Here is a 16,918-nt window from a genome sequence, read left to right as displayed (position 1 = left end):
CCTTCCCTTTTTGGGTTCCTCCCGCCGCCGCGCCGTCAGGCGCGGCGGCGTCCGGTGGCACGAAAAAAGGCCAGCGCGCTGGAAAGCGCGCCAGCCTTGGCGGGGGTGTCGCAATGTGGGGCGCGGCGCTTGAGGCAGCGCCGCGCCGTCTCGTGTCAGCCGTAGCGGCGCGCTCGCCTGAACGTGTCCGAGGGCTGGAATATATCCTCCGCCCGGTAGGTGTCGATAGTGTGCGGTCGTTGGGGCTTGGGCTTATCCTTCGGCCAGTGGAAAGCGTGAATGGGAACGCCCTGCTTCCGCATGGTCTGGTAAAGATTGGCCTGTATGCCCGATCCCTCGCAAAGCACGGCTTCGACCGGACGAAGTTCGGCTATTTTCTTGTTGCGGGTGAAGGCGGGTTTCTTGCCGCCGCCATAAAGGCCGAAAGCGACAATCGGCACACCTTCGCGCGCGGCCCATGCTGCCGCGATGGCATCGGCCCCCTTGCGCTGCCCGGTCGTCACAAGCGTCATGTGCGGAACGCGCGCCTTGATTTCGGTCAGCTTCGTCCAGAGGGGTTCCCATTCCTCCCATATGGCGGGGCCGGAAAAGACGACAACCGGGCCTTGCGGATGGTGCTGTTCCCGCTTGGCGAGGGCGCGTTCCCGCAGGAAATCAACCGCGCTGATATAGCTTGCGGTCGTTACGGATGACGCCTTGCTACCCTTGGCCGGTGCCCATGCGCGACGCCAGCAAGCCTTATACATGGCGGCGGCGTAGTCGCGCATTGTTTCGATATTGGCGCGCTGCTCGGCAAGCGACTGGCATTGAAGCTGCGTATCCTCAAGGTCTTTGTTGAATACCTCGCTCGGCTCCATGCGCCGTGTCATGTCTAGGATTTTGCTGGCCAGGTCATCCTCTTGGCGTTTCAGCGTTCCCGCGACGAATTGGAAGCTGTTGACGATGCCCCAAGCGACTTGCGGGGCCAGCGGGTCAAGGCGTGTGTCGGTGAATAGGCAGTAAAGCGACGTGATAAGTTCGCCGCAAACCTTCTGCGCGGCAAACGGCTCGGGCATGTCATGTTCGCCCGGTTCTTCGCCCGGTTCAATGATCGAAAGGGGAAGCGGGTCGCCAAACGACGCTTCAAACTCCGGCGTTGCGGTTTCCTCCGCGATAAGTTCCGACAAGTCGGCAAGTGTGCTAACGCTTCTCTTAGCTGACTTCTTGGTCATGGGTCACTCCTGATGGCAGGTTGATCGGTCAGGGTCCGGGGAAGCGTTGCTGCGCTCCCCCGGCCCGTCTCGGCCTAGCGGCTAGAACTGGACTTCATCGTCCAGATCGGCGGCGGCGCCTTGGCTGGACAGTTCGCCGTTTTCATTGGCGGTGCTGTCCCCGAAGCCGTAGTCGTCACCGCCGCCGCGACCGGAAGGTGCATCGTTGCGCGACGTGCGGAGGGTAGGCCCGAAATCGTCGCGTTCCTGCCTGCGCCATGCTGCGCGGAAGCCTTCTTCAATCGAGCCGAAAAGCGCGATGGGGAGGGGTTCGGGCATAGACGGATCGTCCACATGGCCTTGATAGAATACCTCGCCCGTCCGCTTTGCGACGGCTGCCCAGAGCGCGCCGACCTGCACGACGCGGCCGCCGACATTGGGGGCGATGATCTCAAAAGCGGGGGCCAGTTCGTTTTCGCTTTCGACCGGGCGCAAGGCCAGCTTGGGCAGGTCGATGGTGCGGGTAGCAATCCAGCCCAAAATGCGCCCCTTGTTCAACTTGAACTCACCGATATTCATTGCCTTTACTCCTATATGTGCCTCCGGGGATCATTCCCCGTCTGCACCTATACTTATACCACCTCCCCTTTATTTGTTATATGTCATTGTTTTCTTGACAGTATTTCATCGTGTCTGGTGAGCCTGAGCCAAGAAAAAGGCCGCGGTAGCGGCCCGAACAAGGAAAAGCATGGCGAAGCCATTCCTTCCTGATCACCTGAGGAGAAGCGGGTGCCTGTCTGTCATCGCATCCGGAGCCGCCTTCGCCGGGGCTCAAGGGTCAGGGCTGGTCCGGGCAAGCAAGGGACGTCGCGCTGCGCCCTAGTGGAGGTTGAAGAAAATGGGCCTGCCGACACCTTTGGGACAGGCAATTCCGTCGGCAGGCCCATTTTCTTCTACCGGAGCTTGGGCGGAGGCAGCCCTTGCTTGCCCGGACCAGCCCTGGCACGCCGAGACCGTGCGAAGCGGCGCAGGATGCGATGACAGACCTGCTACGAGGGTGATGGCGGGCCGAGGCGTCCTCGCCGAGGTCCGCAGCGACGGTGCCGCCGGCGCGACGCTCGAAGACCAGCGCCGGGCGCGCCGCCAAGGTGCTAGGCCGGCCCCATCCAGAGAACGTCGAGGAGGATGCTGCTGGCCTTGCGTGCCTCGACGATGACGGCAGTATCCAGGAGCGGCGGGAAATCCTGCGCGCCCCTGAGCCGCCAGACGTGGCCATCGTCCATCTCGAGGAGGAAGCCACGCGCGTTGCGGCGAAGACGGCCATGGAGACGCAGGGGTGCAGCCGCCATGGTCACTGCGCGGGAGGATGGCCGCTGTGGGCGGCCCCTGCGGAGGAAGAAAGCATGACGAAAGTCCTTCAGCATAGGAGGTTTGAGAGCTTGATTGCGTTCTTTTTATGTTCTAGTAAATGGTTGAAAGGACGTTTCTCCATGATCGCGGATTATCTCACCACCTTCGATTTTAACATGCCACTGATCGATGCGGTGAACGACTCCGATCTTACCGGCGTGCGTAGCGAACTCGCCGCCCTCGCTCTGGGGGAAGGCCTGGATTCCGGCTACTATGAGGCGCAGGAACTGGCAGAAGCCTTTCTCGATGCGGCTCGCGAAGCCAATGCGGAAATCACCGATCCGAACAGCCCGGCGCGCAACCGTCTGGTTGAGATTCACGATCACGGGTCTTCCTATCAGCGCCGTCTGTTCGACAAGGTTGCGCCCCTGCCGCTGGCTGATGCCGCAAGCGATCTGGTCTGGCTCGCTGCCCTGATGCGCGATCGGGCAGACATGTATCGCCCGGTCGAAGCGGCCCGCCAGTCGACGCGCTGATCCCGCACACCTGACCTTGACATCCGGTAATTTCACACGAACCGACTGGCAACTAACGCTTGATCGGGCTAGGGGATGTGCGTCTGCCGGTGGTGGGCCGGAGCGTTGAAACTCCGAGAGATAGAGTCGGCTGCATGCCTTTGCGGCCGGATGGCCTGTACTATGTCCAGGCTCCGGCTAAAAATTCAGGCACGCGTCTATCTTTCGCGTTTTCAACCGTCCGGCTCAGGGGCCGGCATCCTCCACAAGGAGGGTGCCCGCCGACTGAGCGCGGACTAGCGGAGAACCAAAGATGACGGATGAAGCACCTGGGTTGGAAAACGCTATCAAGCACATGGAGGCGGCTCTTGAATGCCTCGTCGATCCCAAGGACCAGGTGGTGGCGATGCGGCTGTCGCATGCGCTGGATTTGGCCCGCGAGCGGCTGCTCGAAGGGGCCTGAGGCTGTGCCGCCTATGCGGAAATGCGTTTCAGCATGTCCGCGGGCGACACGATCGTGGGGGCAGGCAAACCTTGAACCTCAAGTAAATCCCGGTCCCCACTCACCAGCCAGCGGGCCGATCCGGCAATGGCGGCGCGGATAAACATATCATCGTCGGGATCCCGGCTGCTGACCGGGAGAGGATCGCTGTTCAGTTCCACCCAGTCCGCGATAGCGCTGAAATCGTGCAGGATCTGGTTCCGACGCTCGATCGTCAAATATCTGTCGAACTTCGGACGCCAGAGCCGGGATCGGAATTCCTCGAAAGTGGGTTCGGCGAAGATCAGCCGGGCATTAGCGATCACCCAGTGGGTCACTCTGGCAGGGGGCGATTCCGCCGAAAGCGCGGCGCTGATGAGGACATTCGTATCGAGAACGAAAGCGTCACCCTTCATCGGAAAGCAGACGCTCCAGTTCGCTGTCGGTCAGGCCCTTGCGCGCAGCCTCGCTCGCGGTTTCGCGTAGCGTGCGGGCAAGCCTGTCCGCGTAGAACTCCCGCATCGCCGCGTAATCCTCCGGGGAAACCATGACGCCGACCACCCGGTTGCGGCGCGTAACCCGCACGGGCTCGCGCTGAACCCGGTCGATCAGTTCGCCGAAGCGGGTTTTGGCTTCATTGGCCGTAATCGTCTGCATAATACCTCCATTCGATCGTATCGATCGAAACGATCGATTCAATATCTAGAGATGAAACGCCCGCCTTTCAAGCGGTGGACAACGGTCCGCAAAGGATCAGAGGTCCATGAAGCGAAGCTGTTGCAGAGTTCGGAAATTGGCATCGCGCCGAGCCTCGGTGTGGCAGGCGCAACGGCCAGTGTCGGTCTCCTTGATGCCGGTCGAGAGGCAAGGATAGGTTTTTCCGGCGCGAGAGCCGGTCATGATTCGAGCGGTCGAACGGCAGTCCAGGCGACGATCAAGGGCGTAACCGATATCGCGCAGCCGCCGCTCGATGTCGTCGAGAGTGACAGGGTGCCAACCCTCGTCGACGCGAGCGGCAAGCTCATTGGCAAGGGCGGGATTCATAAGCGAATGTCCTTCGATTGATGGCCCTGCGTGCCCGTGTGGGCCAGGAGTTTTCGCGAAAGCCCCGGCGTGGTCACCGTGATGTCAGTCGAGGCGGCCGGAAGTTAGAAAGGCCATCCGTTTCGCGTTGCTGGACAGGACGGCAAAGCGGTTTTCGGCTCGGAGAAAGACGACGATATAGCGTCCACGCTCGCACAAGTGACGGATGTTGGCCCGGCTGCCTTGGCTGGACCCATCCCAGATGACGAAGCCGGCCCCTGCCAGGCCAGACATTTCGCGGTCTTTCGCGTTGTGGAAGGCGCGCGTGCCGGAAGGTGCGTTGGCTCTCACGTGTTGGACAGGCCAGTGCCCGAGATTGTGCCGGGGGCTCGTGTCGCTGCAAAAGACCGTGACATGACGCACGCCGCAATCGGCAAGGAACCGCTGGACAGCCGCGTCCGCACCGCGTGCATCCCCGATAACGACGGGCAGCGCCTGGTCGACGATGGCGCAGAGCCGCTCCTTCACGACGGTCGGGAGGTGCCGGATCGACAGGGATCCCGAAATGAAGACCGGCGGCGTTCGAGACAGACTACCCGAAGCGTGGTTGGCAACGTGCATGGCTGGTGGACTCCCAAATGGACCTCACCACCATCCCTCCTCCTTCTCTTCGCGCGGCTAAGACGAGGCCCGCGGACTATGCACCGTCCCGATGCCGCAGTTCGCGGAATTGCCGCAAAAACTCCGCCTGATCGGGGTATCGCGCAATCCATTCGGCGCGGGGGATCAGAAACCCGGCGGCGATCAGCCGGCTGCGCAGGTCCGCGGTGACGATGTCCTTGAGGCGCTCGGGCATCTCGAGCGGAAACGTGTGAAACTGGCATAGCCAGGATAGGTCGTCCGGCTCCTGATGATGCCGGAAATACTCGGCGTCGAAGAACAGCTCGGCGTTCACGACCTGATTATTCCTGATCTGCACGACATATTGGCCGCCTGGCGGCGTCGTCGCCAATTTGGGGGCCGATACCTGCCGGGCGTACCATGCGCGGGCGGAGGCGAACGCGATCCCGCAGGCACGACCGTAGACGGCATGGAGGGTCCAGCTTACCGGATGTCCGGCGGAGCCGAGATGAAATGTGATTTCCTGCATGGCGCAACTCCTGTGAAGAGCAGAGGCAGCGCCTCGCCCCGATGCGACCCACTTCCCGGATTGCGTGCATCCCGCTGACGCGAGATCGTCATTTCTGATATTTGGCGATGATCCGCCGAGCGAGATGCTCGATTTCTCCGCGGTCGGCGGTTTCGGTGCAGTCGCCCGGAAAGACCGTGAAGTCGTCCGACGCCGCACTGCCTTTGCTGACGTATATCCGCCAGACGTTACGACGCAGTTCGGCCTGTTCCCTTGGCTCGGTCCCTGGCATGAACATATCCGCCCACCGGCGCTCGTCGGGGTGGTCCGAGAGGTCGGTCCAGTCTCCGAGCGTGCCGAAGACCGTAAAGCCGTCGACCACGGCGTGATGCTCGCGTGCGGCGCGGCGTTCGGCCTCGCGCCTGGGTGCGTCGCGTCTCTCCCTGGCCTCCGCCTGCTTCCACCGAAGCGATGCCAGGCCGTCTTCGAGGCCCTTGATGATGTCGGGCGCCACGGCTTCCTGCCGCTTGGGCACGATGTAATAGTCGCGCGACCGCGATCTGTTCGGCGCCATAGCGCGCGAGGGTCAGCAACGCCTGGAGTTCGGTTTTTGACAGCGTGATCCGAAGGCCGCTGGTCATGACGTGGGTTTTCATCGGCGGCGCTCCTGGTGCCAGGGTTGCAGGCCCGCGAGCGGGAGCTTGTGTTCCCGTGTGGCGTGGTGGCGGTCTTCCGAGAAGAAGCCCCAATGGCCGGTCAACGAGTATCGCAGGAAGAAGAGCTTCTCGCCCTCCTCGGTCCTGATCCACATGCCCGGCTTGATGGGATATTGGGCGGCAGCGTCCATTGGCGTAGCTCCGTGACGATGGGAATCGGGATCAGGCGACGTGCAGGACCAGACCTTCGTCCATTGCCGGACGCGTCTCCGTTATGCGGAATGGCTGGATCGGATCGCCCGTGCGCAGGACGAACTGATGGCGTCCGGTGGTCTCGCGTATGCGGATCGCCAGCGCATAGGCTCGGTCGAAATCGCAAAGGCGGGATCTGAGCGGCGACAGTTGGGCCATGATATCCTCCTTGTGTGTGCGTTGAGGAAGCTTTGCGTCCCGCCAGGCGGGCAAGGTCGACGCTGGATCAGGGTCTCAGGTGATGGGCCGTCGCGATCGGAGAAGTGCGAGCAGCGCCATGTGCATTTCGATCATCAGGCGACCGCTTCCACGGCAATGCGGAACGCCGCGCCATCGTCCAGGACGAGGTAGATTTGCGTCCCGGTCTCGATGTCGCAGCTCGCGATGCTGTCGATATTGGCGCTGGTGCCGTGGACTTCCGAAATCACATGCGGCGGACGGTCTTCCTCACGAGCTCCGCCATCGTCACATTTGGCGGCATGCGTCTCCAGAAGCTCTGACAAAAGCCCGGCGATCGTGCTTGCGCGGGTCGGATTGTCGCTGTCGTCCCCGGCGGTGTCGACCACCTCGCGCAGGATCGGCGTCAGCACGTCGTTGATCTGGAAAAGCAGGTTCGACCTTCCGCTATCGCCCAGGCCGTCGAGCAGCCGGTCGGGAATTAGGTTGTTGACGGCATGGGTCGCGTCGTCGACCAGCGCGTCGAATTGATCGTCGTGCATCGGATGTTTCCTTAAAAGGCACGGCCGGAGCCGGCGCGGCAGGCACCGGCCCGATCGTTCGGGATCAGTCGGGATTCTTCCACCGGGCGTGGAAAAAGACGTGCATGGGCACGTGCCGCGCGGCGGCTGCCACGGCGTCCTCGAGCCCCGGACGCCATTCTTCGGGAATCTCGACCATGATATTGGTGCCGCAAAGGCCGCCATCCGGCTCGACCGCGATCGGCGCTTCACCAGTCCAGGCCTCGGCTGGAATCGTCACGCTCCATGCGGGTTCGGTTTCATCGGGACCGGACCGGACGATCGTATGCCGTCCAACCAGGCTCGATAGCGCGAGGCCAGATGAAGGCTGCGACCGCAGACGGGCCGCGCGCCAACCGAAGGCGTCCAGTGCGAGCAAGGCCCGTGGACTGTCGATCCCCGAGCCATTGTCGAGGACGGAGAGGGTCGGACGTCCTTCATAATCGAACGTTTCGACATGGATCCGGCAGGCACCGGCGCGTTGGGCGATGCGGAACAGTTCGCGTAAGATCGTATCGAGCGGACCGGGCGGCTCGTCGGCCTGTGTGAAGCCGGAACGGCCGCTTGTCGTGCGTGTCGAGGTGGAAAATGACATAGGAGTCTCCTGACTGGCAGCGAACCCATCGCCGCACCCCTCCCGCCACCTTCCCTTCCATCAGGGCGATTGAGCCGTTCACTGACCGAGGACGTTAACGCTGGGCGGTCATCCTGGCCCGAACACGCTCCAGCCATTTGTCCGGGTTGCAGTGGTGATCGATAAACTCGTGGGACCACGCGAACACCGTCGCGGTGTCGGGCTCGACCGTGTCGAGCGCATCGCCATAGTCGGGATGGTGCGCACCTTTGCACGAGTTGCGCATGAATATGAGCGCGCCGGCGCACATGGCGCGGGCATCGGTGCCGTCGCCCGGGATGGTCTTATGGCATGGCAGCGGCGGCCCATCGAACTGGATTTGCTGCGTGAAGTCTTCCGGCCGATAGCCGCCAAGCCAGCCGGCAGGATGGTCGCGGCGCCAGGGGCACTCGTTGCACGGCCGTTTGAGCAGGGGCTTCACGCCGCACCTGCCCGCAGGGTGTGCAGCGTTTCATTCATGAGCCAGCGGGTCGGGCCGCCGAAGATCTCGGTGTCGGATATGACATAATATCCGCCCGCAAAGGAGCGGCACCCGTCGTCCTCCTCGTTACCTTCCGCCCACTGAAAACCGAAGGGCAACGCGGATTTGCAGACCTTCTGGATCAGCGAGGCGATTGACGGAACGTCGACATCATGGCCGCTGATGAATGCGAACTGCGCTTTGCCCTCCGGATCGCCCCGGATACTGAGGTCGGCGTCAAAGCCGAGAAAGCCGGGATCGGACCAGAGGTCGAAGAAGCCGGCGAAAGGATCGTCTTCTTCCGGTTTCTTCGGGAAGGTGATCTTGAAAGCGTCGCTGCGGGATGCGTAGTAAGCTTTCACCGTCTGCATGCCGTCGATCGGAAGTTCGGCGAAATCGCTGGACAGCTCATCGGCCACGGCAAAGCATTCTTCGAGTAACAGGGCTTCGTGCGGCATCACCGGAATGGCGAAAGCCGTTCGCACAAAATTGTTGGTCATGTTTCGGCTCCTTGATGAAAATGACGGGATTTGGCTCGACCGGGCGAATCCCGTTCGGTCACCGATCGCGTCATCGGGGTTCGCGGGCGGCTCCTCGTGGAGCGGAAGGTCTCGCGGACGCAGCTAGATCGTCGGCCCGTGCGGCAGCCGGTCGGCGATCTCGGCGTCGGTGAGATTTTCGAGAAGCTTCTGGACAGTGCCGACGCCCGGTTCATGGACGAGGATGGACCGTTTGCCGTGATGCTCGGTGGGCCAGGCGTCGGGATTGAACTGACCTGCGAGACCGCGAAAATCATCGTGCGTGCGCTCCCAGATCAAATCCAGGGCGGCGTCTCGCGACAGGTTGGCCATAGCGACCTTCTCATACGCGATGATCGCGGCCCGCATCGCGTCGGGGCTGCTGCGATCGCCGAGGTTGCAATATCCGGTGAACCAGCGCCTGCGTCCGTCGATGCTATCGATCTCGAAGAAAACCGAGCCGACGAAGCCGGCCTTGAGCTCGGACAAAGCGAACATCCCGGCTCGCATGAAGAGCGGCGGCAGCACTTCAAGCATCGTGTCATAGCCCTCGCGGTCCACCTCGAACCACGTATTTTCGTAGGTTTTCCCGGAGATTCGATCCTCGAACGGGCAGTCGGGAATCCGGTTGAACAACTCGAACATCTGCTTGCGCGTCGCAACGCCGTCGAAGATTTTCGTGAAGGGCGGCTTTTGTGTCATGGCACGGCTCCTTGTGGACGCGGCCCGACGCGCCGCGCGAAACGACGCGCCGGACATGCGCGAGGGGAAAGCTTGGCTACTCGGCGGCGTCGACCGAAGGCGCGTCGTCATTGTCCGCGAAGGCGGCCTCGACCAGATGGTTGACCGCCTGCATGCTGATCGCCCGGTCCTTGGGGATCAGCCAGGTGACATGCTGGCGCAACGCCTCGCGCACGCGCTCGAGGACCGCCGCATCCTCGCCGAGAAGCAGCATGTTCGCGGCGAAGCGGGCCTGCATCTCGAATGCCGCCTGTTGGGTGTAATGGCTGTCGGCGTCGCAATCCTCGTTGGGCCAGAAGCAGGAGGCTTCGAGCAGCGAGGCGAGTTCGCCGGGCGTGATCGCGCAGTCGGTGCCGAGCAGGATGGCGACGTCGTCGAGGTCGCTGCAACAGTCGGTGGGGACGATCAGCACATCGGCGGGGAATGCGAGGATGTCGGCGGGTTCCTCGGAATCGGCGGTGGCCCGCACTGCGAGCTCGAGCGTGATCGCGCCGACGCGGCCGGAATCGACGTCGTCGGGAACCGATGCCCCGTCGTCATAGTGGAACGTCTCGTTGTCCGTCTCGACCTGAAAGGACAGCCCCAGGACGCGCGGGAGCGCATTGTACCAGCCATATCCGGCGAATTCGAGCATCGCGCGAACGGGCGAGCCGCCGAGACCATCTGCGGATTTCAGCGCGCGGTCGACGCACTGCTCGATGTTCGCGGATAGCGTGGGCATGATGACCATCGGTTCCCCGGCGATCCGCTCACCCGGAAAGATGTCGTTCGTTTCGGCGATGCGGGGTGTCCAGAGGTGCAGGAAGGGCGCCGCCTCGGGCAGCGAGATGCCGAGTTCTCGCGCGCGGAGCCATTGTGTGTAGGAAAGCCGATGATGGCCCTCACGGGCGATGGTGCGGAAAATCGCCGCTTGGCAGGCTTCGCGCAGGGCGTCGAGCGCCGTATTCTGGACCATTTCCTTGCGTGCCGGAAGCACAAACTGCAAATTTTTCGCGTCCACGATGTCGACCTTGGCATACCAACCGCGCCCGCCATCGGCGTCATGGACATGCGGCAGGCGGCACGGGACGGTGAGGCCATGGAAGTTGATTCGGGCCTGCTCGCGGTGGGGCGTGTACTTGTCGAGAAAAACGCCGATGCTGCACCCGTTCCAGTTTTCGACGCGCACGGCCTCTTTCAAAAAGGCTTCATGGGCCTGCCGCTCCTCGCCATAAAAGACCGGAAGCGGATAGAAGCGCGCCGCGTTTTTCACCGCTTCTCCAAGCTCGTCGATCCACGCCTTGGACAATTCGATTTCGATTTCGGTGCCCTTGGCGATTATTGCCGGGACAAGTTCGAGCGGCTCCCCGCTCTCCCACTCCTGCGGCGGGATCGTCACTTGCCATCCGTCCTCGGCGTCGGCGGGGCGCGACCGGATGACGACATGGCGACCGGCAAGGCTGAAGACACCCATGCCCGCCGGATCCTCGCTGCGGGCAATGTCGCTGTCCCAGCCTGAGTCGCCGAGCGCGAGAAGCTTGGTCGGATCGGCTATGCCTCTGCCATCGTCGCGGATGCGCAGGATCGTGGCGCTATCCCGGTCGAACCGGCGGATGTCGACGCGAGTGGCACCTGCTCTGCGGGCGTTCTGGAGGAGCTCGTGGAGCGCGTCGGCGACGCAGCCGGCAAAAAGTCTTGTCGCCTTGTGGATGATCGACTCGCCGACACTGGCGTGGATCGTGGTGGGAAATGTCATGTGAGCCTCCTGGGTTGCCGCGACCTCATCGCCGCACCCCATCACTCTCCCTTCGCTCCACGGCCGGGCCGCGCCGCCGAGCGGTGGCCGCTCGGCGGGATCATGCCGGTGTCGGATGTTAGGAGGGGCGCGATCGGGGAGCCGCGCGGTCAGGGGGCAGTTCGCTCGAAAATAGCCTCGCCGTTGGAGAACACGTCCAAGCGGACGAGGGTCGCGAACCGCTTCTTGAAACCGACCGCGATCTGGTCGACCCAGCGTTGCGCCAACCCTTCCTGACCGGGATGGATGTCGTGGCGCAGGACCACCCAATATGCGATGCAGCCGCAATATTCCGAGATGCCGAAGCGGGCGTAGCGGTTCATGGCGACAATACGGTCTTCGCGGTCGATCCAGCCGGTCGCGGTCCATGCCGAAGGATAGAGCGCGAGCACCTGTTCGCGGAAATCCTCGACGATGAAGTCCCAATCGTCCTGGGCCGCGACTTGGCTGAAATGGCGGGTATAGGGCTCGTCGTCGTCTTCGATCCAGCCCGCGTCCCACTGCGAGAAGGCGACATACGCCTCGCTGGGATAGGATACCGAGCGCCCCATCGTCAGCTCTCCTCGTCGGAAGGCGGCTGCACGCTGGTCGGCCGCGTGGCGACTGGTCCGCCGTTCGCAGCGGATTCGGGATCTTGTCGCAGGGATTCCGGCCTGATCGTCGGATGAGCGGGATCGGACCAGTCGATATGGTCGATGATCCAGCCCGGCACGAAGTCCCAGTCGAAACAGAGGTCGTAGCCGTCGGCGACCGCGCTCCAGGCCGCCTCGACGGCGCCGGTCCAGCCCACGACGGTCAAGCGCAGGTCGGCGGTGCCGACGGCATTGCAGGTTTCGCGGATAGCGAGTGCCAGGGCGATGGCATCCGGATCGGTGGCGGGACGGTCGCGCAATGTCAGCACCCCCTCCCAGAGGCAGGCGGCGGTTTCGAGCGCGAATTCGAGCGTGTCCGTCTGCGTGACGCCGCTCCGGTTTTGCGCAGCGGGCGCGATCTCGACCTTCTCGAAATCGCCGGGCCACGGGACGTCGATGGGCGATGGGATATCGGGCGGAGTGTTGCTGCCGGTCGTCATGCTGCGGCCTCCTCGTTCGCGGCCTGGCGGGCGCCCTCCTCCAGGGTGTCGAGGTCGATCGGCAGCGGTTTGGCGGGCTTGTCGGTGATGATGACCACCGCGTCGGGCTTGTAGAATTCACCGCCGATCGTCGAGATACGGATGCGGGCGACAGGTTCGCCGGACCGCACACGCTCATTGCCCTTCCATTCCATTCGCACGCGGTGCCCGTCGGCGGCGATCTCGACGGTCTTGAACGGGTCATAGTCGCCCTTCGCATTGGCCGAATAGGTGGCCTGTGTCGTCGCGTAGACCGCGTTGGCCCTGGCGGTGCTGCGCTTGCCGATGCAGGCCGCAACCATGCGCAGATTCCAGATCGCCTGGAGTTGCTCGGCCTGTTCGCGCGATGGATTGATCAGAGGCACGGTGTCCGGTTTGGCCGAGGCTTGACGGGCCTTCTTTTCCGGCACGGTGTATCCGCACGCTTGCATCAGGTCGCGCCAGTCGCCCTCGCTGAGCTCGAGGGAATTCTCCGACGCGATATGCGCCGGGAGCGGGACCGGGCTTTCGAGCCGGAACCGTCCGGCGTCGATTGCTGTGGATTTGGGACTTTCGGCGCCATGCTCGCGGGCGAAGGCCTGGATGATGACCGGGGTCAGCTCGCCGTCATAGCGCGGCACGTCGCCGAGCATCGACCGCTCGAACGCGAGCCGGTGCAGGATATGTTCGATCCAACGGCGGCGGTTGGGGCCGCCCGCGGCAAGCTTGGCGCCCTCGACACACTGCTGCCGGGCATCGGCGGGCGTGATCTCGCCATTGTCGACCTTGTAATAGAGATCGCAGCTCGCCCAGATCGTGCGGGAATCCATGTTGCCGAGCGCGTGGCGGATCTGTTCGTCGCTCGTGATATCCTCCCAGATCGCCAGTGCCGCATGGGCTCTGTTGATGCCGCGCTGAAGGTCGCGCAGTTCGGCCAGCAGCGTCTTGATCCGGTTGGCCCGCGTGCGCGGGTTGTTCTTCATGTTGGCGAAATGCTCGACGCCGCTCGCGCGACCCAGCCAGTAGGTCGCGGCCTTTTCGGCGTTCACGGCGGCGCTCGATGCCGAATGCATGCGCTCCTGCGTCCGGCGCGCCTGACGTTCGCTATGATGGCCGACAAGGATGGGCTGGCCCATGTAGAAGGCTTGCGAGAGTTCATCGGCGCGCCGGGAAAAGGCATTGGCCTGGGCGTGCCGCTTGTGGGAAAGATCTTCGAGCCGCTCGGCCTTGATGGCGGCGCGCTCGGCCAGCGTCATTTCCTCGGGCTCGATCTCACCGGCCAGTTCGATGGCGAGGTCTTCGCGCTGCGGCGTCCATTTCGGCGCCACGAAAAGCTCCTGTTTCGGAGCCCATTTGAAGCCCGCTTCCTTGACACGGGCATAGGTCTCGGCATCGAGGCGGGACGATGCGTAGAGGTGGATCTTGTTGTCCTCCGGGCTGTATGTCGCGGTGAAGCTGATCATTGATGGTCCTTTCAAACGCCCGCCAGCATCCTGTGCCGGGGCGGATCGGTGCATTTGCATGTCCCGGAATCACGAAGCCCGGCGCGATGGCCGGGCTTCGTGCGTGGGTAGAAATGTCGGTGGTGGAGAACTATTCGCGCAGGTCTCCGGCGGCTACGTCGCCGACCCAGGACGCAGCTTCCTCGAAATCGGGATCGTCTTCATCGACCAGCGCCGCGAGCGCGACAGCCCCGGTCCGGCCGAGCTGACCGAGACGCTGGAGGGCGGCATAGAGGACCGGCGCAAGCTGCTCGGGTGTTGCGGTGTCGAGATCGTCCGTGTTCATGCAAATGCTCCTGATTATGGAGGGATGGCGGTCGGGGACAGCCCGCGGCGCGGGCGATACGATCCGGTGCTCCCGACCATTCGCACCGGAAATTCCGGAAAATCGGGGTCATTCCGTAAGTGTGGCGGCCGATAGGCGGGCCATGTTCGGCACGATCAGCCGCCCGCTCTCTCGGGCTTGTCGAGTAGCACGACCGCGATCGACGGTTTTTCGGACACATCGGATTTGCGGCTGTCGTAGGGGTGGCGGCCTTCCTCCGCGATCGTAAACATGTCGAACACCGGGACTGGTGAACCTCCGCCATCGGGCACGGTCATGCTCGCATCGTGGTAGCAAATGTCGATGCAGCGTGGCGGTCCGCCGGTGCGGTAAGGACCGAAATAGAAGGTGACGCGCAGCCCCTCGCTCGTTTTCGCGCTCACCGTGAAGCCCCCGTCGGGAATGTCGATCGGCAACGTCGGGACATGGTTGAAGATGGCAAAGCCGACGTTCTCGGCATCGGCGCTGGTCATGACGGGCAATTGGGTGATGCTCGCCGGTGAAGGTTGGTGATCCATGCGAATGTCCCCTAGGTTGCTGTGATGGTCTGGGAGCTCGCCTGGCGGCGACCAGGCGATCATTTGTTCCGGCGGAAACCCGCAGCGAGATCAGGAGCGGCGACAGGCCTTTTCATCCGGCGTTTCTATTTGGGCGTAGCGCCTGCCGCCGCTACGGCGCTTGCGGATCCGGCCATCGAGAAACGCATCGGCCCATCGCTCCGCCTCCGCCGCACGGGCGCCGCCGGCGCACTCATCGGCTTGCTCGAAGATCGCATATGCGAGGGCATATTGCTGCCTTTCCGGCAGGGCCAGGAGCGCGGTGGCGATCGGCAGGGCGGTCTCGTTGAATTCGAGCACGTGTCGCCCGCCTCCATGATGCATCAGTATGGCGACCCGGCCTTTGCTGCCGATACCCGTGGGTCGGGCGATCCGAACATCGTGTGATGCGTAGGTGATCGAAGCGCGCGAGGTTTCTGTGTCGCCGGGATGGAAGACGCGATCTTCGCGGCTGGGAAGAGGATGGGCGAGGATCTCATAGCGGTCGAAGTTCTCGACCCTGCGGATGCGGTTCATGGCGGTCATGCTCCTGCCATCAGCGCGGTCGCCCGACTTTCCGAAGCGCAGGCCGCGTCGACGTTGGCGATCCATTCCGGATCGATACAGACGCTGTCCACCGCCCAACCGCTGACGGATGCGGGAACCGGTTCACCCTGGTCTCGGGGAATCATGACGAGGTCACCGGAATCGGCGCCCTCGACGTCGTAGTCGACCACGCGAACCGTGATAGGCCGGTCGGCGGCGATACCCTGGACAAGACCGCCGTCGAGCGTGACGACGATATTGGCTTCGACCGGGAACGGGGTGTCGCAATTGATCCGCGTGCAGAGATCATCGATTGCATCCGGGGATAGCGATTTGTGACGGCCGAGGTTGCTGCCGGTATCGGCAAGATCGGACGGACAGTGGTGCCGCTGGTATCCGCGAAGCGCCGCAAGAACGGTCGACCGCTCGCGGTCGTCGAGCGCCAGGGTGGTCATGCCCTGAAGTTCGGACTTTTCGAGCCGGACATCGAATCCGGAGGCATCGGCAAGCTTGCTGACATCGACGTCGGTGACATTGAGGCCGAACACCGCGAGCTGGACCAACTGCGCCGCGGCCAACCCAAGCTGCCAGCAGTCCCCATCGACCAGCGACAGGGATACGGGATCGAGATCGGCGCGAAACGCGTTCACGCGCTCTGCCGCGGCGATGCACGCCTCTCGTTCGCTGGCGTGATAGCTGATGGACGCCGGCGTTTGCGAGAAATGGAATGTTGTGACGACATAAATATCCATCATGGGTCTCCAATGGCGATGACGAATGTCAGGTGGCGGCGATCAGGCGGCGCGCCGGCCGTCGTCCTGCCGAAGTCCGAGATCGGCGACGGTAAGAAGGTCGGACCGGGGTTCGAGACGATCGAACGCGGCGGTCAGGTCGTCGATATTGGTCCAGATGCAGGCATCGCCGGGATCGGTGTCGAGCTGGAACACGATCGGCGTGGACGCGGCGGTCATCTCGGGAAAGCTGGTTCGGATCACCAGCGTCTCGATGCGGCGAGCAAGCGCGCCTATGCGCGGGGCAAGCCCGCTTCGCAGGTGATGGGCCATCTCGAAATAGCGTTCGGGCGCAAGCAGCGGGCCGATGCGGACGCATGGGATACGACCGGCGATCGTTGGACCGGCAACCGTACCGGCAAGTGCCCGCCGGTGGGACGATAGCTTGTCGGCGGGCACCAGCGCGCGATAGACATAGTGCGGTAGCGTCCCCGCGATGCGGGAACGGGTGACGATGATTTCCATAATGCTGCTCCTCAGGCGGCCAGTCGCGTGGGCGGGGTGTCGGGTTCGAAAAGGGAAGTTCGCGGTGGATGCGCTCAGCGCGCCTCGCAGGTCGGGCAAGCGCGTGGACCGGTGCCCGCGTACGAGCCGCTAACATGGTCGTTGCGGTCCGCGACATTGCGGGACATCACCTTGCGGCCCGCCCCATCGAGCGGGGGCCGGGT

General features: G+C 63.4%; 27 protein-coding genes. 2 read left to right on the top strand and 25 right to left on the bottom strand.

What is annotated here, in order from left to right:
* Positions 1 to 155 precede the first annotated feature (155 nt).
* The 3 genes from GR702_RS08420 to GR702_RS08410 form a co-directional block, all read right to left on the bottom strand.
* Positions 156 to 1,211, bottom strand: coding sequence for an SLOG family protein (locus GR702_RS08420; protein WP_048575784.1), 1,056 nt, complete (start codon positions 1,209 to 1,211; stop codon positions 156 to 158).
* A gap of 81 nt (positions 1,212 to 1,292) precedes the next feature.
* The gene (locus GR702_RS08415) at positions 1,293 to 1,769 is read right to left on the bottom strand and encodes a DUF736 domain-containing protein (RefSeq protein ID WP_048575785.1); all 477 of its coding nucleotides are present in this window, start codon (positions 1,767 to 1,769) and stop codon (positions 1,293 to 1,295) included.
* 572 nt (positions 1,770 to 2,341) lie between these two features.
* The gene (locus tag GR702_RS08410) at positions 2,342 to 2,539 is read right to left on the bottom strand and encodes a DUF5818 domain-containing protein (protein WP_048575786.1); all 198 of its coding nucleotides are present in this window, start codon (positions 2,537 to 2,539) and stop codon (positions 2,342 to 2,344) included.
* A 54-nt stretch (positions 2,540 to 2,593) separates the two neighbouring features.
* Here GR702_RS08410 and GR702_RS08405 point away from each other — a divergent pair, with 54 nt between their 5' ends.
* Positions 2,594 to 3,076 carry a hypothetical protein gene (locus GR702_RS08405; RefSeq protein ID WP_231923294.1) on the top strand — a complete coding sequence of 161 codons (483 nt, stop codon included), beginning with the start codon at positions 2,594 to 2,596 and terminating at the stop codon, positions 3,074 to 3,076.
* A gap of 292 nt (positions 3,077 to 3,368) precedes the next feature.
* Positions 3,369 to 3,518, top strand: coding sequence for a hypothetical protein (locus tag GR702_RS22050; protein ID WP_169800572.1), 150 nt, complete (start codon positions 3,369 to 3,371; stop codon positions 3,516 to 3,518).
* Between the two features lie 11 nt (positions 3,519 to 3,529).
* On the opposite strand, the gene GR702_RS08400 is transcribed toward GR702_RS22050, so the two are convergent.
* The 22 genes from GR702_RS08400 to GR702_RS08295 all read right to left on the bottom strand — a co-directional run bounded on the left by GR702_RS08400 (position 3,530) and on the right by GR702_RS08295 (position 16,715).
* Positions 3,530 to 3,952, bottom strand: a complete 423-nt coding sequence (locus tag GR702_RS08400) for a putative toxin-antitoxin system toxin component, PIN family (RefSeq protein ID WP_048575788.1) — start codon at positions 3,950 to 3,952, stop codon at positions 3,530 to 3,532.
* On the bottom strand, positions 3,942 to 4,193 hold the full coding sequence (locus GR702_RS08395; RefSeq protein ID WP_048575789.1) for a type II toxin-antitoxin system prevent-host-death family antitoxin: 252 nt from the start codon (positions 4,191 to 4,193) through the stop codon (positions 3,942 to 3,944). The genes GR702_RS08400 and GR702_RS08395 overlap by 11 nt, the downstream gene beginning before the upstream one ends.
* Positions 4,194 to 4,289: 96 nt before the next feature.
* A complete protein-coding gene (locus GR702_RS08390; protein ID WP_048575790.1) occupies positions 4,290 to 4,580 on the bottom strand; it encodes a hypothetical protein in 291 nt (96 codons plus the stop codon).
* Between the two features lie 84 nt (positions 4,581 to 4,664).
* Positions 4,665 to 5,180 carry a hypothetical protein gene (locus GR702_RS08385; protein ID WP_048575791.1) on the bottom strand — a complete coding sequence of 172 codons (516 nt, stop codon included), beginning with the start codon at positions 5,178 to 5,180 and terminating at the stop codon, positions 4,665 to 4,667.
* 76 nt (positions 5,181 to 5,256) lie between these two features.
* The gene (locus tag GR702_RS08380) at positions 5,257 to 5,709 is read right to left on the bottom strand and encodes a hypothetical protein (protein WP_048575792.1); all 453 of its coding nucleotides are present in this window, start codon (positions 5,707 to 5,709) and stop codon (positions 5,257 to 5,259) included.
* An 88-nt stretch (positions 5,710 to 5,797) separates the two neighbouring features.
* Positions 5,798 to 6,202 (bottom strand): hypothetical protein, encoded by a 405-nt coding sequence (locus GR702_RS08375; RefSeq protein WP_157080320.1) that lies wholly within the window; start codon positions 6,200 to 6,202, stop codon positions 5,798 to 5,800.
* A gap of 138 nt (positions 6,203 to 6,340) precedes the next feature.
* Entirely contained in the window at positions 6,341 to 6,535 is a 195-nt protein-coding gene (locus tag GR702_RS08370; RefSeq protein ID WP_048575794.1) for a hypothetical protein, read from the bottom strand.
* A gap of 31 nt (positions 6,536 to 6,566) precedes the next feature.
* Positions 6,567 to 6,755, bottom strand: coding sequence for a hypothetical protein (locus GR702_RS08365; RefSeq protein WP_048575795.1), 189 nt, complete (start codon positions 6,753 to 6,755; stop codon positions 6,567 to 6,569).
* Between the two features lie 134 nt (positions 6,756 to 6,889).
* Positions 6,890 to 7,315 carry a hypothetical protein gene (locus tag GR702_RS08360; protein WP_048575796.1) on the bottom strand — a complete coding sequence of 142 codons (426 nt, stop codon included), beginning with the start codon at positions 7,313 to 7,315 and terminating at the stop codon, positions 6,890 to 6,892.
* Positions 7,316 to 7,379: 64 nt separating this feature from the next.
* Positions 7,380 to 7,928: an ATP-binding protein gene (locus GR702_RS08355; RefSeq protein ID WP_048575797.1), complete on the bottom strand. Its 549-nt coding sequence runs from the start codon at positions 7,926 to 7,928 to the stop codon at positions 7,380 to 7,382.
* Between the two features lie 94 nt (positions 7,929 to 8,022).
* The gene (locus GR702_RS08350; protein WP_048575798.1) at positions 8,023 to 8,388 is read right to left on the bottom strand and encodes a DUF6283 family protein; all 366 of its coding nucleotides are present in this window, start codon (positions 8,386 to 8,388) and stop codon (positions 8,023 to 8,025) included.
* Entirely contained in the window at positions 8,385 to 8,927 is a 543-nt protein-coding gene (locus GR702_RS08345) for a hypothetical protein (protein ID WP_048575799.1), read from the bottom strand. Before GR702_RS08345 ends, GR702_RS08350 begins: the two co-directional genes overlap by 4 nt.
* A gap of 123 nt (positions 8,928 to 9,050) precedes the next feature.
* The gene (locus tag GR702_RS08340) at positions 9,051 to 9,704 is read right to left on the bottom strand and encodes a DUF1419 domain-containing protein (RefSeq protein WP_237449628.1); all 654 of its coding nucleotides are present in this window, start codon (positions 9,702 to 9,704) and stop codon (positions 9,051 to 9,053) included.
* Between the two features lie 19 nt (positions 9,705 to 9,723).
* Complete coding sequence (locus GR702_RS08335; RefSeq protein WP_048575801.1) at positions 9,724 to 11,421, bottom strand: ATP-binding protein; 1,698 nt, start codon at positions 11,419 to 11,421, stop codon at positions 9,724 to 9,726.
* Positions 11,422 to 11,570: 149 nt separating this feature from the next.
* Positions 11,571 to 12,011: a hypothetical protein gene (locus GR702_RS08330; protein ID WP_048575802.1), complete on the bottom strand. Its 441-nt coding sequence runs from the start codon at positions 12,009 to 12,011 to the stop codon at positions 11,571 to 11,573.
* Between the two features lie 2 nt (positions 12,012 to 12,013).
* Positions 12,014 to 12,532 carry a hypothetical protein gene (locus tag GR702_RS22045; protein ID WP_174521978.1) on the bottom strand — a complete coding sequence of 173 codons (519 nt, stop codon included), beginning with the start codon at positions 12,530 to 12,532 and terminating at the stop codon, positions 12,014 to 12,016.
* Positions 12,529 to 13,806, bottom strand: a complete 1,278-nt coding sequence (locus tag GR702_RS08320) for a DUF3560 domain-containing protein (RefSeq protein WP_237449639.1) — start codon at positions 13,804 to 13,806, stop codon at positions 12,529 to 12,531. Before GR702_RS08320 ends, GR702_RS22045 begins: the two co-directional genes overlap by 4 nt.
* Before the next feature lie 337 nt (positions 13,807 to 14,143).
* Entirely contained in the window at positions 14,144 to 14,338 is a 195-nt protein-coding gene (locus GR702_RS08315) for a hypothetical protein (RefSeq protein WP_048575804.1), read from the bottom strand.
* A 155-nt stretch (positions 14,339 to 14,493) separates the two neighbouring features.
* The gene (locus tag GR702_RS08310) at positions 14,494 to 14,958 is read right to left on the bottom strand and encodes a hypothetical protein (RefSeq protein WP_237449627.1); all 465 of its coding nucleotides are present in this window, start codon (positions 14,956 to 14,958) and stop codon (positions 14,494 to 14,496) included.
* A gap of 27 nt (positions 14,959 to 14,985) precedes the next feature.
* Complete coding sequence (locus GR702_RS08305; protein ID WP_237449626.1) at positions 14,986 to 15,450, bottom strand: hypothetical protein; 465 nt, start codon at positions 15,448 to 15,450, stop codon at positions 14,986 to 14,988.
* Positions 15,451 to 15,455: 5 nt separating this feature from the next.
* Positions 15,456 to 16,109, bottom strand: a complete 654-nt coding sequence (locus GR702_RS08300; RefSeq protein ID WP_160985494.1) for a hypothetical protein — start codon at positions 16,107 to 16,109, stop codon at positions 15,456 to 15,458.
* Between the two features lie 144 nt (positions 16,110 to 16,253).
* On the bottom strand, positions 16,254 to 16,715 hold the full coding sequence (locus GR702_RS08295) for a hypothetical protein (RefSeq protein ID WP_048575808.1): 462 nt from the start codon (positions 16,713 to 16,715) through the stop codon (positions 16,254 to 16,256).
* Positions 16,716 to 16,918 lie beyond the last annotated feature (203 nt).

It is taken from the genome of Novosphingobium silvae (assembly GCF_009856825.1).
Lineage (GTDB): Bacteria > Pseudomonadota > Alphaproteobacteria > Sphingomonadales > Sphingomonadaceae > Novosphingobium > Novosphingobium silvae.
The sequence above is the reverse complement of the archived record's forward strand: the minus strand, read 5'-3'. Positions and strand labels throughout refer to the sequence as shown.